General features: G+C 72.9%; 9 protein-coding genes. 3 read left to right on the top strand and 6 right to left on the bottom strand.

The window, feature by feature from the left end; all coding sequences use genetic code 11:
• Window position 1 precedes the first annotated feature (1 nt).
• From ABD308_RS31420 to ABD308_RS31410, 3 genes are all read right to left on the bottom strand, one after another.
• A complete protein-coding gene (locus tag ABD308_RS31420; RefSeq protein WP_344342588.1) occupies window positions 2-4093 on the bottom strand; it encodes an nSTAND1 domain-containing NTPase in 4092 nt (1363 codons plus the stop codon).
• A gap of 49 nt (window positions 4094-4142) precedes the next feature.
• Window positions 4143-4496 carry a CU044_2847 family protein gene (locus ABD308_RS31415; protein WP_344342586.1) on the bottom strand — a complete coding sequence of 118 codons (354 nt, stop codon included), beginning with the start codon at window positions 4494-4496 and terminating at the stop codon, window positions 4143-4145.
• Window positions 4497-4935: 439 nt separating this feature from the next.
• Complete coding sequence (locus ABD308_RS31410; protein ID WP_344342584.1) at window positions 4936-6429, bottom strand: carboxyl transferase domain-containing protein; 1494 nt, start codon at window positions 6427-6429, stop codon at window positions 4936-4938.
• A gap of 160 nt (window positions 6430-6589) precedes the next feature.
• On the opposite strand from ABD308_RS31410, the gene ABD308_RS31405 reads away from it, so the two are divergent.
• A complete protein-coding gene (locus ABD308_RS31405; protein ID WP_344342582.1) occupies window positions 6590-6793 on the top strand; it encodes a hypothetical protein in 204 nt (67 codons plus the stop codon).
• Window positions 6794-7245: 452 nt separating this feature from the next.
• On the opposite strand, the gene ABD308_RS31400 is transcribed toward ABD308_RS31405, so the two are convergent.
• A complete protein-coding gene (locus ABD308_RS31400; RefSeq protein WP_344342578.1) occupies window positions 7246-7872 on the bottom strand; it encodes a DJ-1/PfpI family protein in 627 nt (208 codons plus the stop codon).
• Window positions 7873-8092: 220 nt separating this feature from the next.
• On the opposite strand from ABD308_RS31400, the gene ABD308_RS31395 reads away from it, so the two are divergent.
• Window positions 8093-8647, top strand: a complete 555-nt coding sequence (locus ABD308_RS31395; protein WP_344342575.1) for a universal stress protein — start codon at window positions 8093-8095, stop codon at window positions 8645-8647.
• Between the two features lie 443 nt (window positions 8648-9090).
• On the opposite strand, the gene ABD308_RS31390 is transcribed toward ABD308_RS31395, so the two are convergent.
• Entirely contained in the window at window positions 9091-10737 is a 1647-nt protein-coding gene (locus ABD308_RS31390; protein WP_344342571.1) for an alpha/beta hydrolase, read from the bottom strand.
• Between the two features lie 313 nt (window positions 10738-11050).
• Entirely contained in the window at window positions 11051-11881 is an 831-nt protein-coding gene (locus ABD308_RS31385) for an IclR family transcriptional regulator (RefSeq protein WP_344342568.1), read from the bottom strand.
• A 341-nt stretch (window positions 11882-12222) separates the two neighbouring features.
• Here ABD308_RS31385 and ABD308_RS31380 point away from each other — a divergent pair, with 341 nt between their 5' ends.
• Window positions 12223-13533 (top strand): extracellular solute-binding protein, encoded by a 1311-nt coding sequence (locus ABD308_RS31380; protein ID WP_344342565.1) that lies wholly within the window; start codon window positions 12223-12225, stop codon window positions 13531-13533.
• The last annotated feature ends 243 nt before the right edge of the window (window positions 13534-13776 follow it).

Raw genomic sequence — 13776 nt, 5'->3', positions numbered from 1 at the left:
GTCAGCCCTTCGGGCACACCGGGTCGGTCGAGTGGCCGGACAGGTACACCTGTTCATCGGGGTTGAGGCCGCGGTTGACGGACTGACAGATCTTCCGGATCGCTTCGGAGGGCTTGGGCGGAGCGACGTTCCACAGCCGGGCCGTGGTGTCGTTGCTCCCGGTGGCCAGGGTGCGGCCGTCGGGGCTGAACGCCAGCGCGACCACCGAGTCCGTGTGGCTGGCGAAGGTGGCGCGGCTCTTGCCGGTGGTTAGGTCCCACAGCCGTGCGGTGGTGTCGGCGCTGCCGGTGGCGAGGGTCTTCCCGTCCGGGCTGAACGCCACCGAGAACACGCTGTCGGTGTGGCTGGTGAGGGCGGCGCGGTTCTTGCCGGTGTCCACCTCCCACAGCCGGACGGCGTTGTCCTCGCTGCCGGTGGCGAGGGTCTGTCCGTCCGGGCTGAACGCCACGGCGTCCACGGCGCCGACGTGGCCTTTGAGGGTGGCGACGGGGGATCCGGTGGCGACGGTCCACAGCCGGGCGGTCCGGTCGACGCTGCCGGTGGCGAGGGTCTTTCCGTCCGGGCTGAACGCCACGGCCTCCACGGCGGCATCGTGTTCGGCATAGCCGTGGAAGTCGCCGGTGGGGACGTCCCACCATGCCGCGGTGTAGTCGTCGCCGGCGCTTGCGAGGGCCTTTCCGTCCGGGCTGAACGCCAGCGCGCGGATGTGATCCCCATGACCGGGAAGGATCTTCAGGTTCGTGCCCGTGGCCACATCCCACAGCCCGACCGTGAAGTCGGCTTCACCGGTGGCGAGGGTCTTCCCGTCGGGGCTGAGTGCCACCGCGCTCGCGGCACCGGCGGCGGACGGGCGGCCGCCCAGGAGGCCGTGGCCGGTGTGGTCCTTCACGTTCCATGCCCATACCGCCGCGTTGGTGCTCGCGGTGTTGAGGGTTCCTCCGTCGGGACTGAACGCGACCGCGCCCAGTGGCGACGCGTGGCCGGTCAGGGTGACACCGGCGGAGATGTCCCACAGCCGGGCGGTCTTGTCGACGCTGCCGGTGGCGAGGGTCTTCCCGTCCGAGCTGAACGCTACGGAGAACACGGTGTCAACATGGCCGTTGAGGGTGGCACGAGTGGATCCGGTGGCGACGTCCCACAGCCACGCGCTCTGGTCGGTGCTGCCGGTGGCGAGAGTCTTGCCGTCCCGACTGAACGCCACCGCCTCCACCCCGCCCAAGTGGCCGGTGAGGCTGATTCGGGTGGTGCCGGTGGCGACGTCCCACAACCGTGCGCTCTGGTCGTCGCTGGCCGTGGCGAGGGTCTTTCCGTCGGGGCTGAACGCCACCCCTGTCACAGTGTCGGTGTGGCCTTTGAGGATGGCGCCGGGGGATCCGGTGGCGACGTCCCACAGGCGTGCGGTTTTGTCGTAGCTCGCGGTGGCGAGGGTCTTTCCGTCGGGGCTGAACGCCACCCCTGTCACAGTGTCGGTGTGGCCTTCGAGGGTGATGCGGGTGGTGCCGGTGGCGACGTCCAGCAGGCATACCGGCCCGGTGGCGCCGCCGGTTGCGAGGGTTCGTCCGTCGGGGCTGAACGCCACTCCTGTCAGGCCGCCGAGGTCAGGGCTGAAGATGGCGCCGGGGGATCCGGTGGCGACGTCCCACAGACGGGCGCTTCCGTCGAAGCTCGCGCTGGCGAGGGTCTTGCCGTCGGGGCTGAACGCCACGGAGAACACGATGCCCTCGTGGCCGTCGAGGATGACGCGGGTGGTACCCGTGTCGACGTCCCACAGGCGTACGGACGTGTCCGCGCCGGCCGTGGCGAGGGTCTTCCTGTCGGGACTGAACGCGACGGCGTAGACCGCGTCCGTGTGGTCCGGCAGACGCCGCTGCAAGGGCAGGAGCGCCGCGTTGCCCAGGCTCCCGACGGACTCGGGCGTGTGGCTGGTGTTGTACGCCGCGATGGCCAGCAGCGCCGCGAGGTCGGGGTTGGTGTTGATGAGCGTGTCGGACTGGGCGGCGTACTGCCGTGACAGGGCCGCCTCCCGCTCCGAGGCCACCGTCCGCCACTGCCAGACGGCTCCCGCGGCGGCCACCAGGGCGACGACGAGCAGGCCGGCCAGGATCGCGTTGAGCCGCCTGCTGCGCCGGATGGCGGACTGCTGGCGTTCCTGGCTGGCGGTGAGGAACGCGCTGATGTCGCCCGGCAGGTGGCGCTGCCGCGCCCAGTCGAGGCCTTCGGCGAGTGCCGTTCCCCCGAGCAGGTCTCCGGGGTCCTTCCGTTCGGCCCAGGCGGCCCGTCGCTTGCGCGTGCTCTCCAGCCAGCCCTGGAAGCGGTGGTCCTGCTCCACCCAGTCCTGGAGCGTGCCCCATTCGCGGATGAGCGCGTCGTGGATCAGTTCGGCGACGGGTTGGCCGGCCGGTGGCTGGGGCCCGCCGGGCGTGTGCGGGGCGCGGGTCATGATGATCCGGTGGCGGGTGAGCGCGGCGACGACGTCGTCGACGGCCCGCTCGCCTTCGGGCGTGGCCTCGGTGCTGGCGGCCAGCTCGCGCAGTTCGCGCAGCGGGAGCTGTTCCCGGATGGCCGGGATCTGGTAGCCGGGCTCGGCGGGCCTTACCAGGGAGGTCAGGATCCGCTGAGCGATGGGAAGTTGCTCGCTGGGGAGTTGTCGGAGGGCGGAGTCGCACCAGGTGGTGAGGCCCCCGGTGACCCCGCCGATGCGCTGGTAGGCGTCGTGGGTGAGGTAGCCGTTCCGGCGCCGCTGCCACAGCTGACTGAGCGTCAGCTCAAGCAGTGGTAGGACCGTGACGGGCGCCCGATCGCCCGGCGCTCCTTCGGGAGCGGCCTCCAGGACGTCGGTGATGATCTGCTGGGGCAGTCCGGCCTCGAAGTGGGCGCCGACGGATCGGGCGGGCAGGGTGATGATGTCGTGCAGCTCGTCCCGGCTGAGGGTGCTCGGCAGGTTGAGCAGGCCAGGCATCGCCTTCTCCAGCAACGTCGGCGCCAGGGCCGCCAGTTGCGGGTAGAAGTCGTCGCGCATGACCAGGACCACGCTGACCGGGACCGCCGAGTCGACGAGTGCGGTGATCTGGTCCGCGACCGCCAGGACCTCCCGCTGCCGGCCGTTGGTGGACCGGGTGAGGAACTCCTCGAACTGGTCGACGACCAGCAGGATCCGGTCCCGGTCCGGTTCCTTCGCCAGCCTGCGGGTGACGGCGGCGGCGATCCCGTCCTGGCGCGCCCCGGGCAGACCGGCGCGTTCCAGCTCGGCCGGCAGGTCCTGACGCGGCCGGGCGAGTACCGGCAACCATCGGTCGCTGCCCGGCAGTTGCCCCTCGGCCAGCGCGGGCAGGACGCCGGCCTGCACGAGGGACGACTTGCCCGAACCGGAGGGGCCGAGCAGGAGCGTCAGCCGCTGCTGGTGGGCCAGGTTGGCCAGCACCTGCCGCACCGCTTCCTTCCGGCCCTCGAACCACCGGGCCTGCTCCGCGGTGAACGACTCCAGGCCCCGGTAGGGGCAGACGTCGGTCAGGGCCAGGTCGGGCCAGACCTCCCGCAGGACCTGCGCGGGGGTGACGTACGCGATGCCCTGGCCGCGTTCCCAGTCGTCGGGGGCCGCGATCTCGGTCACCATGCCGATGACCAGGCCGGTCAGCTCGTCGAGCACCGGGCCGCCGCTGAATCCGGCGGTCAGGTCGTTGGCCGCGGTCAGCTGGAGGTGGGCGCTGCCGCCCTCGGCGGCCGGCAGCAGGTCGCCGGCCACACCGAAGCCGAAGTGCCCGCCCGGCGGGGCCTGGGCGGGGAACCCGAACGACCGCACCTGATGGCCCCGGCAGCCCTCCGGGGAGCCCAGCGACAGTGCCGCCGTCCCCGGCACGGCACGGTCCAGGCGGACGACGGCCACGTCGTCGCCGTCCGGCTCGCGCCAGGGCTCCTCCAGGACGCGGCCCTCGACCAGCGGCGAGCGCTCCGCGTTGGGGAAGGCGAGCCGCACCTGTTCACCGGGGCCGGATCCGGCGGCGCGCACGACGTGGGCGCAGGTCAGCAGGACGTCCACTCCGACCAGGAAGCCCGCTCCGGCGACCGTGCCGCCCGGCCCGAGCACCTGGGCCACGGCAGTCAGCAGCTCACCCGCGCGACCGTCGCCCGGCGGCCGGTCCGCGCTAGCCACCGTGCGGGCCCGGCCGGGCGGCGGGGGTGCCGGGGCCGCCTTGCCGCCACAGCGCCCGTACCAGCAGGTGGCAGTTGGCGGCGCTCTTGGTGATCACGGCCCCGGCCTCGAAGGAGAGGTCCACGCCGAACTCCACCGCGATCTCGTCGGGGCCGATCCGGCGCAACTCGTCGAGCGCCGCGTGGGCGGCCGTGGTGACCGGGACGAGGGCTCCCTGCAGGCTCATCGGCAGATCGCGGATCGCCTCGCCCATCCGCCCGGCCTTCACCGGGCCCTCCGCCGTGCCGGCCGCTTCGAGCAGCACCCAGCCGCCGTTCTCCAGCGGGATGCGAGCCACAGCTGCCACGGCTTCCTCCTTCGGCGTCGCGCGTGTCGCGGCCACTGGCATCGTCATCCGCCGCCCGGAGCGCCGCACCCGGGCCCGGCCATCCGGACGACCGGTCCGACGGCGCCGGCCGCGCAGGCGACTGGGCAGGCGGCCGAGAGCATCCGTTGATCATCCGCTCGTCCGACCGGCGTCAACCTGACCCGTGAACGGCCACCGGATCAGGCGGATACGCGTTTGGAGCGCACGGGCACCACTGGGTTGTCCGGCTCCAACTCGACCATTCCAGATCGACCACTCCGGATCGACCAGGGAGGACCCTTGAAGCCTCTGCTCCACCCCGCCCCCTCGCCCGACCACCGTCGCCGCCGGCGCGGGCGCGGACGCGGCGGAGTGACCGATCGCGGTGGTTGACGAGACGGACGGGCGGAGTCCGCCCACTCGCCAGGAGGGGGCGGAATCACTCCGCGGTGAGCACGTCGCCCAGGCGGCGGTGGCGGGCGGCGCGGGCGGCGAGGCGAGCGGTTTCGGGGGTGGCGGTGAGGGTGGTGAGGGCGGTGGCGACGGCGTGACCGAGGCGGGCGCAGAAGGCGGCGGGTTCGTCGGCGGCGTCGGGGAGTTCGGGGACCACCTGGTCGACCAGGCCGACGGCGGCGAGGTCGTGGGCGCCGATGCCCTGGGACCGGGCCAGGTCCGGGGCGTGGGTGCCGTCGCGGTGGACGATGGCGGAGGCGCCCTCGGGCGGGAGCGGGGCGAGCCAGGCGTTGGTGGCGGCGAGGACGTGGTCGGCGGGGAGCAGGGCCAGTGCGCCGCCGCCGGAGCCCTGGCCGAGCAGGACGGCGAGGACGGGGGTGCGCAGGGCGAGCAGGGTGGTGAGGCAGTGGGCGATCTCGACGGCCACGCCGTCCAGTTCGGCCTGGACGGAGAGTTCGGCGCCGGCGGTGTCGACCACCGTCACGAGGGGCAGGCCGAGCTGTTCGGCGACCCGGGCGGTGCGGCGGACGGCCCGCAGGTCGGCGGCGGTGAAGGGGCGTTCCTGGGCACCGGTCCGACGCTGCTGGCCGACGACCACGGCGGGCTGCCCGCCGAGCACGGCGAGCGCCCGGACCAGGGCGCCGTCGCGGCCGCCGGGGGAGTCGAGGAGCACCAGCTCCTCGGTGGTGCGGCGCAGCAGGTCCCGGGTGCCCGGTCGGTCGGGGCGGCGGGTGCGGAGGACCGCCTCCCAGGCATCGGGCCGCTCGGCGGGTTCCGCGGGGGCGGGCGCGGGGGCGGGCAGCGCCCGGCGGGTCAGCACGGACAGGGAGCGGCGCAGCACCTCGCGCAGCTCCTCGGGTGCCACCACCGCGTCCACCAGCCCGCGCTCGGCGAGCGTCTCGGCGCGCTGCACCTCGGGGGGAAGCTCGACGCCCCGCAGCTCCTCGTAGACGCGCGGTCCGAGGAAGCCCAGCCGCGCGCCCGGTTCGGCGAACACCAGCTGCCCGAGCGTGCCCCAGGAGGCGAACACCCCGCCCATGGTGGGGTTGCGCAGGTAGCTGAGGTAGGGCAGTCCGGCGGCCCGGTGGGCCTGGACGGCGGCGGTGATCCGCAGCATGCAGAGGAACGCGGCCGAGCCCTCCTGCATCCGCGTCCCGCCGGAGACCGGCAGGGCGACCAGCGGCAGCCGCTCGGCGGTGGCCCGCTCGACGGCCCGGGTGATCCGTTCGGCGGTCGCCACGCCGATGGACCCGCCGAGGAAGCCGAACTCGGAGGCGATCAGGGCCACCGGCTCCCCGCCGATCCGGCCGACGCCGGTGAGCACGGCCTCGTCCACGCCGGTCCGCTCCCGCGCCCGGGCGAGGCTCGCCCGGTAGGCGGTGCCGGCGGGCTCGTCGGCCGCCGGTTCGTCCCAGCTCCGGTAGCCGCCGGGGTCGACCAGCAACCCGATCAGCTGGTGCGCCGTCAGCGAAACGCTCATCTGCTCCACCTCATCGCCCGATCCGGAAGATCACCCTAGGACGGCGGCGGGGCCGGGAGGAGGATTGGGCGGCGGGTGTGAGCAGACCGACAGCTTCGGCGCGGTGCTCCCCGGGCGATATCGACCTTCGCGGGCGAGCCCCCGTGGGTACGGTCGGCGCATGGACGACCTGCCCGAGAGCGTGGACCGCGACATCCTGGACTGCCGGATCATCCTCGCGGTCAAGGCGGTCAAGGACGCGTCCGGCTGCACGCTGCACGAAGCGCTGGACGTCTACGCGCAGCGCTACGAGGAGCTCCGCCGCGACCGGCCGGACGACTTCCGGCCGAGCCGCGAGGAGTACGGGCGGAACGACTACACCTGACCGGCCCGCCCCCGCCGGGCGGGGGCGGGTGAGGGGAGACGATCAGCGCGGGGGGTAGACCGTGGTGCCGCAGCTGATGACGGGCTGGAAGCCGTGGCTGCGGATGGCGGCCGCCGCGCCGGGGTCGCGGCAGATCCACCCGTCGCGCCGTGCTGGTTGAACAGCGCCTCCGTCGTGCCCGCGCCGACGCCGGCGATGTCGGTGGCGGCGGGTTGGGGCGGATCTGCGAGCGCGGAGGTGGTGAAGGCGAGCGTCAGCGCGGAGGCGAGCACGAGGGCCGAGGCGGCCCGGGCGGCGAGGCGGAACATGACGCGAACTCCTGGTCGGGGAGGGGCGGGCGGGGCACTCGGCATCCTCGGCCCACCCGTCCGGGCCCGGTATCCCCAGGAACCTGGGGTCCCCCGGGACGCCCCAGGTCACCCCGCACCCCGCCCAGCCCCGGCCACCGCCTGCTACACCGGCGGCTGCGGGTCGTACTGGATGCCGCGCCGGACCTGGCGGGCCCGCTCCACCGAGGCGAGCCGGGCCACCAGGTGCAGCGACATGTCCACCCCCGCCGAGATCCCCGCCGAGGTGATCACGTCCCCGTCGTCGACGAACCGGTCCTCCCGCCGCACCTCGGCGGTCGGCTCCAGCTCGGCCAGCAGGTCGAGCGACGCCCAGTGCGTGGTGACCGGCCGGCCCCGCAGCAGTCCCGCCTTCGCGTACACCAGCGCGCCGGTGCACACGCTGGTCATCAGCGGCACCGACGCGGCCAGCGTCCGCACCCGCTCCAGGTGCTCCTCGTCCACCAGCAGCGGCCGGCTGCCCTGCCCGCCCGGGTGGATCACCACCTCCGGGGCCGGCATCGACGCCCACGAGTGGTGGGCGTGCACGGTCAGCCCCTTGGCGCACTCCACCGGCCCGCCGTCGCGCGAGACGCACGACACCCGCCAGCCGTCCTCGGGGAAGTTGCGCGTCCAGTAGGCGAGCACCTCCCACGGGCCGATGGCGTCGAGCTCCTCGACGCCGGGGAACAGCAGGATCGCGATGTGACGGAGCCGGCCGGGCCGTCCGTCGTCCTGGGCGCTGGTGTCCATGGCCCCGGATTCAACCAGAGCGCCGGCGATCCGGTCCGGTGATTATTCGCTCGACGGCCCCCGCGTCAGGAAGCCGTACGGACCGGGCCCGCGCACGTCAGGGGCCCGTCAATGAACCGCACGCCCCCGGTCCGCCCGGGCTTGGCTGATGACCGACGACACCAGTCACCAGCCACCAGCCACGAGTCACCAGCCACCAGCCGGAAGGACGGCCAGCACCATGGCGGACGAGCCGACAGACCTCCCCAGCGCACCCCGGGTCCCCGAGGACGACGAACGCGGACGCGTCGTCGTCGGCGTCAGCGGCTCGCTCGGCAGCCTCGCCGCCCTGCACCGCGCCGTCGCCGAGGCCCGCCGGCTCGACGCCGAGGTCCTCGCCGTGCACTGCTGGACCCCGGCGGGCGGCGAGTTCGGCTACCGCCGTTCGCCCTGTCCGCCGCTCCTCACCGCCTGCCGCGACGCGGCCGCCACCCGGCTTCGCGACGCCCTCGACCAGGCCTTCGGCGGCGCCTGGGCCGGCGTCCGGCTGCGCAGCGTCGCCGTCCGCGGCGAGACCGGCCAGGCCCTGGTGCGCTGCGCCGACCGCCCGGACGACCTGCTCGTGCTCGGCGCCGGCAGCCGCGGCGCCCTCGCCCGCGCGCTGCGCCCCTCCATCACCGCCTACTGCGCCCGCCACGCGATCTGCCCGGTCCTCGCCGTCCCCAAGCCACCCCTCCAGCGCGACCTGGAAGCCCTCCAGCGCCGCCCCCGGACCCGCCTCACCGCGACCGTGTGACGGTCCGTTCGCGCGCGGTTCGGGCGGGTGTTCCGGGCTGGTAGTGTTCTTCCTGTCGCGAGGGAGATGATTCCTTGTCAGGCGTCAGTGGTGCTACCAGGGCACGTCCCACTTTCAGTGGGGAGAGTCCGTGCGATCCGGGCCTGGCGCTCCAATGTCGGGAGGGCCCGGCACCTGAACATCACGGGTGCCGGGCCCTTTCGCGTGTCCGGGGTGGTGGTCGTCCGGGGTTTTCCGCCGGTTCGGGCGGGTGTTCCGGGCTGGTAGTGTTCTTTCTATCGCGAGGGAGATGATCTCTCGTCAGGCGTCAGTGGTGCTACCAGAGCACGTCCCACTTTCAGTGGGGAGAGTCCGTGCGATCCGGGCCTGGCGCTCCAATGTCGGGAGGGCCCGGCACCTGAACATCACGGGTGCCGGGCCCTTTCGCGTGTCCGGGTGTTCCGTCAGCGGAGCGTGCCGCGGACGGCCTCCGGGTCGGTGGGGGACAGCGGGGCGGCGTCGGCGGCTCCGGCGGTCTTGCCGGCCGGGGGAGGGGTCACGTAGACCGGGGTGGGTTCGGCGGTGGGGGCGCAGGTCTTGGCGATCCGGCCCTTGCCGCTCGGCAGGGTGCCGTCGCGGAGGTAGGCGGTGAAGGTGTCGTCCAGGCAGGCGTTGCCGTGGAACAGGATCTCGTGGAAGCTGCCGCCGTCCTGGACGACGAGCTTGGCGCTGGGCAGCGCCTCCCGCATGGCGAGCCCGCCCTCGTACGGGGTGGCGCCGTCCTCGGTGGACTGGAAGAGGAGGACGGGCGGCAGGCCCTTGCCGGTGATCTTCAGCCGGCCGGCCCGGTTGCCCTCGTAGGGCCAGAACATGCAGGCGGCGTTGTACCACATGTTGTTATAGGTGTAGAAGGGTGCGACGGCGTTGACCTCGGCCTGGTCCTTCTTCCAGTACTCCCAGTCGCGCGGCCAGGCGTTCTCGGTGCACTGGACGGCGTTGTAGGCGGGGAACGAGCCGTCGTCCTCGCCGGGCGCCGCGTAGCGGTTGTAGGCGATGGCGAGCGGCCGGGTGTCGTGCTGGGTGACGTACGCCGAGATCACGGTGGCCATCCGGGGCCAGCGCAGGAAGTTGTAGCCGCCGCCGTAGAAGGTGTCCTCGAACTCGGCGGGCCCGATCTTCCCCGGGGCCGGGGCGGCGTCCACCGGGTCGGTCCGCAGGGCGGCCTCGACCTGGTCGTAGGCGCGCTTCACCGCGGCCGGGTCGGTGCCGAGGTGGTAGACGGAGTCGGCCTTGGCGGTCCAGGCCGCGAACGCGTCGAAGCGGCGCTGGTGCTCCTTGTCCTGGAGCTTGTTGTGCTCGTACCAGGTGATGGTCGGGCCGACGATGCTGTCGAGCACCATGCGGCGGACCCGGGAGGGGAACAGCTGCCCGTAGGTCGAACCGAGCGTGGTGCCCCAGGAGCCGCCGTAGAAGTTGATCTTCGGCTCGCCGAGCGCCCGCCGGATGCTGTCGAGGTCGCGCGCGTTGTCGACGGTGGTCATGTGCGGGAGCAGCCAGGACCACTCCGCGGCGCAGTCGGAGGCGTACCCGGCGGCCTTCTTCAGCCAGGCCTTCGCGGTGCCCTGGCTCACCTGGTAGTCGGGTCGCTCGGCGTCGAAGTAGTGGGCGTCGCAGACGACATGGGGCTCGCTGCCATTGGTGCCGCGGGGGTCGAAGCCGATCCAGTCGTAGGTCGAGGCGACGTCGGCCGGGACCTGTCCGGCGATGTAGGCGGGCATCCAGAGGCCGGAGTTCCCCGGGCCGCCGGGGTTGAGCAGGATCGGCCCCTGGCGCTTCTCCTTGGGCGCGGTGGCCGGGAGCCGGTTCAGCTTGATCTTGATCTTGCGTCCGCGGGGCTTGGAGTAGTCCACCGGGACGTCGAGCATCGCGCACTGCAGGGCGGGCGTGTCGGGGTCCTCGCACGAGCTCCACGCCAGCGTCCCCTGCCCGGTGTCGGCGAGCACGCTGTCGGGGCCGAGCCCTCCGGCCCCTGGCTCGGCCCCGACCGCGGTGGCGCCGCCGAGGACCGCGATGGCGGTGGCGGCGGACAGTAAGGTGATGACTTTTCTCATGAAGAGCATGATGTGATATGTGCAATGTCACATCTACTCAACTGGCGTGACGTTATGAAGCCGTGACGACGGGGACCCGGCCGCCGGGGTGCGCGGGGCCGGGTTCAGCGGGTCGTTCCGGTGGTTCGGGCGGGCGTTCCGCCCTGGTAGTGTTCTTCCTGTCGCGAGGGAGATGATCTCTCGTCAGGCGTCAGCGGTGCTACCAGAGCACGTCCCACTTTCAGTGGGGAGAGTCCGTGCGACCCGGGCCTGGCGCTCCAACGTCGGGAGGGCCCGGCACCTGAACATCACGGGTGCCGGGCCCTTTCGCGTGTCAGGCCACCGGGCGGTCGGAGCCGAGCTCGCGGGAGATCCGCAGACCGACCTGGGCGACGACGGGGCCGAGGGCGCGGACCCGGGCGGCGGTCATCCGGGAGGTCAGGCCGGAGACCGAGAGGGCGGCGGTGACCTCGCCGGTGTGGTCGAAGATCGGGGCGGCCACGCAGCGGACCTCGGGCTCGTTCTCCCGGTCGTCGATGGAGTAGCCGCGGGCCCGGATGCGGGCGAGGTCGGCGCGCAGACGGGTCTCGTCGGAGATGGTCCAGGCGGTGACCGGGCGCAGGCCGGCGGCGACGACCTCGGCGACGGCCTCCTCGGGGAGCCAGGCCAGGATCGCCTTTCCGGTCGCGGTGCAGTAGGCGGGGGCCCGGCTGCCGACCCGGGAGGCCATTCGGACGTTGGTCTCGTCCTCGACCTTGTCCAGGTAGACGATGCCCGGCGCCTGCCAGACGGTGAGGTGGACGGTCTCGCCGGCCTCGCGCTGGAGGCGGCGCAGGTGTTCGGCGGCGACGCTGCGCAGGTCCAGGGTGGAGAGGTAGGCCTGGCCGAGGCGGAGCGAGCCGTGGCCGAGCCGGAACCAGCCGGTCTCCCGGTCGCGGTCGAGCAGGTGCTCGTCGAGCAGCGGGCCGGTGAGCCGCAGCACGGTGGACTTGTTGAGGTCCAGCGCCTCGGCGAGCTGGGCGAGCGGAACGCCGCGCCCGTCGCCGTGGTCGCGGACGTAACCGAGGACGGACAGTGCCCGGCGCAGCGAGGACGACTGGTTGCGCTCGCCCGCCGCCTTCTTCGGTTTCGCGGTGGTGGCCGAGCCGGCCGTCTGCTCCGTCATGCGGTCCGTTCCCCTCTCGTTCCGCCGCCGGCCGGCAGCGGTTGTCGAACGGTACCGCTTCCGGGTGTGTCGGCCGCGTTTTCGATACAGCGTTGTGCAGTGCAAAACTTCGCGAACCGGCTCTTGTTGGGCGCGAGCGCCCCCGCCTAACGTCCCTGGCATCGAGCAGGCGACGCAGCCCACCCGAGCGGTCGCTCTGCCGTACCCGCGTAGCACCACCCCCACATCCACGCGTTCACGCACGCACCCAACACCGGCCCCGGTCAGGGCCTGCTTCGACGTACCCGTCCCCAGCGGCGCACGTCTCGGCGGCAGCTGTCGGGAGGGGAGGCTCCACACCCATGCGCATCGTCAGACGGACCACCGCGGCCGCCGTTCTCGCCGCCACCTGCCTCGCGGCCGCCGCCTGTTCGCCCGGTACCGCCGTGCCGGCCGGCGAGAAGGCCGCCGACGACAAGACCGGCACGCTGCAGGTCTGGCTGTACAACGAGGCCGGCAACGCCGCCAAGGAGGCGGTGATCAGCAAGGCGGTCACCGAGTTCCAGGCCTCCCACCAGGGCGTCACCGTCAACGTCAGCTACATCGACACCGACGCCTCGGCCCGTGCCGCCAAGATGAAGGGCGCGTTCAACGACCCGAACAGCGCCCCGGACCTGGTCGAGTTCGGCAACACCGACCTGCCCGGCTACGTCGCCGCGGGCGGCCTCGCCGAGATCGGCGGCGACCTCGACAAGTGGAAGGACAAGGGCGACCTCGACCCGGCGATCGCCGCGACCGCCGTGCTCGACGGCAAGACCTACGGCCTGCCGTGGTGGGTCGGCGTGCGCGCGCTGTACTACCGCACCGACCTGTTCACCGAGGCCGGTCTGGCCGCGCCGGCCTCCTACGCCGACCTGGTCGCCGCCACCGAGAAGATCCACGCCGCGCACCCCGACACCTTCGGCATCGCGGTCGGCGGCAAGTACACCTTCGGCGCGCTGCCCTTCGTCTGGGACGCGGGCGGCGACATCGCCGCCAAGGAGGGCGACAAGTTCAAGGCGGCGATCAACTCGCCCGCCTCGCAGGCCGGCATCAAGCGCTACACCGACCTCTTCAACGAGAACGGCTGCCCGGTCCAGCAGTGCGCCGACCTCACCGGCGGCAAGACCGTCGACCTCTTCGCGGCCGGCAAGTCGGCGATGGCCATCCTGCCCAACTCCAGCCGCAGCAAGGTGGACGCGGGCGCGGTCAAGGGCAAGTACGGGGTCGTCCCGCTGCCCGGCGAGAAGGCCGGCTCGATCGCCCCGGCGTTCGCCGGCGGCAACAACCTCGGCGTGATGAAGGCGGCCAAGCACCGCACCCTGGCTGTGGAGTTCGCCCAGCTGCTGGCGAGCCCGACGTACCAGGAGCAGATGTACGACGCCATGGGCAACCTGCCGACCCTGAAGTCGGTCAACGCCAAGGTCGCCGCCAAGGACGCCTTCCTGAAGCCGTTCACCGACACCATCGCGGCCGGCACCAAGTTCGTGCCGCTGGACCAGGCGTGGGCGCAGATCGACGCGCAGTCCGTCATCCCGACGATGCTCCAGCAGGTCGTCACCGGCAAGGCGGACGTGGCCAAGGCCTCGGGCGACGCCGCCACGCAGATCACCTCGGCCTTCGCCGCCCAGTGAGCCCAGACCCAGTGAGTCGAGGCTCAGTGAGTCGAGGCTCGTGAGCCAAGGCCCGCTGAGCGCAGGCCCGCTGAGCCCAGGCGCACTGAGCGCAGGCCACCCGAGAGCCCAGGCCGGCTGAACCCGGGTCCGGTGGTGGCTCCCCGCCACCGGACCCGGACCCACCGGGCATCCAGAGAGCAGGTCCCGTACGTGTCCGCACCCACCACGACCGCCCCGGCGGCGCCGCCTTCCCCGAGCGGG

The sequence above is a fragment of the Kitasatospora putterlickiae genome (assembly GCF_039527695.1).
GTDB classification, from domain to species: Bacteria; Actinomycetota; Actinomycetes; order Streptomycetales; family Streptomycetaceae; genus Kitasatospora; species Kitasatospora putterlickiae.
The sequence above is the reverse complement of the archived record's forward strand: the minus strand, read 5'-3'. Positions and strand labels throughout refer to the sequence as shown.

Excerpts from the sequence above, each read along its gene's own strand:
- ABD308_RS31410 (WP_344342584.1), bottom strand. The coding sequence starts at position 6,429 with ATGAGCGTTTCGCTGACGGCGCACCAGCTGATCGGGTTGCTGGTCGAC.
- ABD308_RS31405 (WP_344342582.1), top strand. The coding sequence starts at position 6,590 with ATGGACGACCTGCCCGAGAGCGTGGACCGCGACATCCTGGACTGCCGG.
- ABD308_RS31400 (WP_344342578.1), bottom strand. The coding sequence starts at position 7,872 with ATGGACACCAGCGCCCAGGACGACGGACGGCCCGGCCGGCTCCGTCAC.
- ABD308_RS31395 (WP_344342575.1), top strand. The coding sequence starts at position 8,093 with ATGGCGGACGAGCCGACAGACCTCCCCAGCGCACCCCGGGTCCCCGAG.
- ABD308_RS31390 (WP_344342571.1), bottom strand. The coding sequence starts at position 10,737 with ATGAGAAAAGTCATCACCTTACTGTCCGCCGCCACCGCCATCGCGGTC.
- ABD308_RS31385 (WP_344342568.1), bottom strand. The coding sequence starts at position 11,881 with ATGACGGAGCAGACGGCCGGCTCGGCCACCACCGCGAAACCGAAGAAG.
- ABD308_RS31380 (WP_344342565.1), top strand. The coding sequence starts at position 12,223 with ATGCGCATCGTCAGACGGACCACCGCGGCCGCCGTTCTCGCCGCCACC.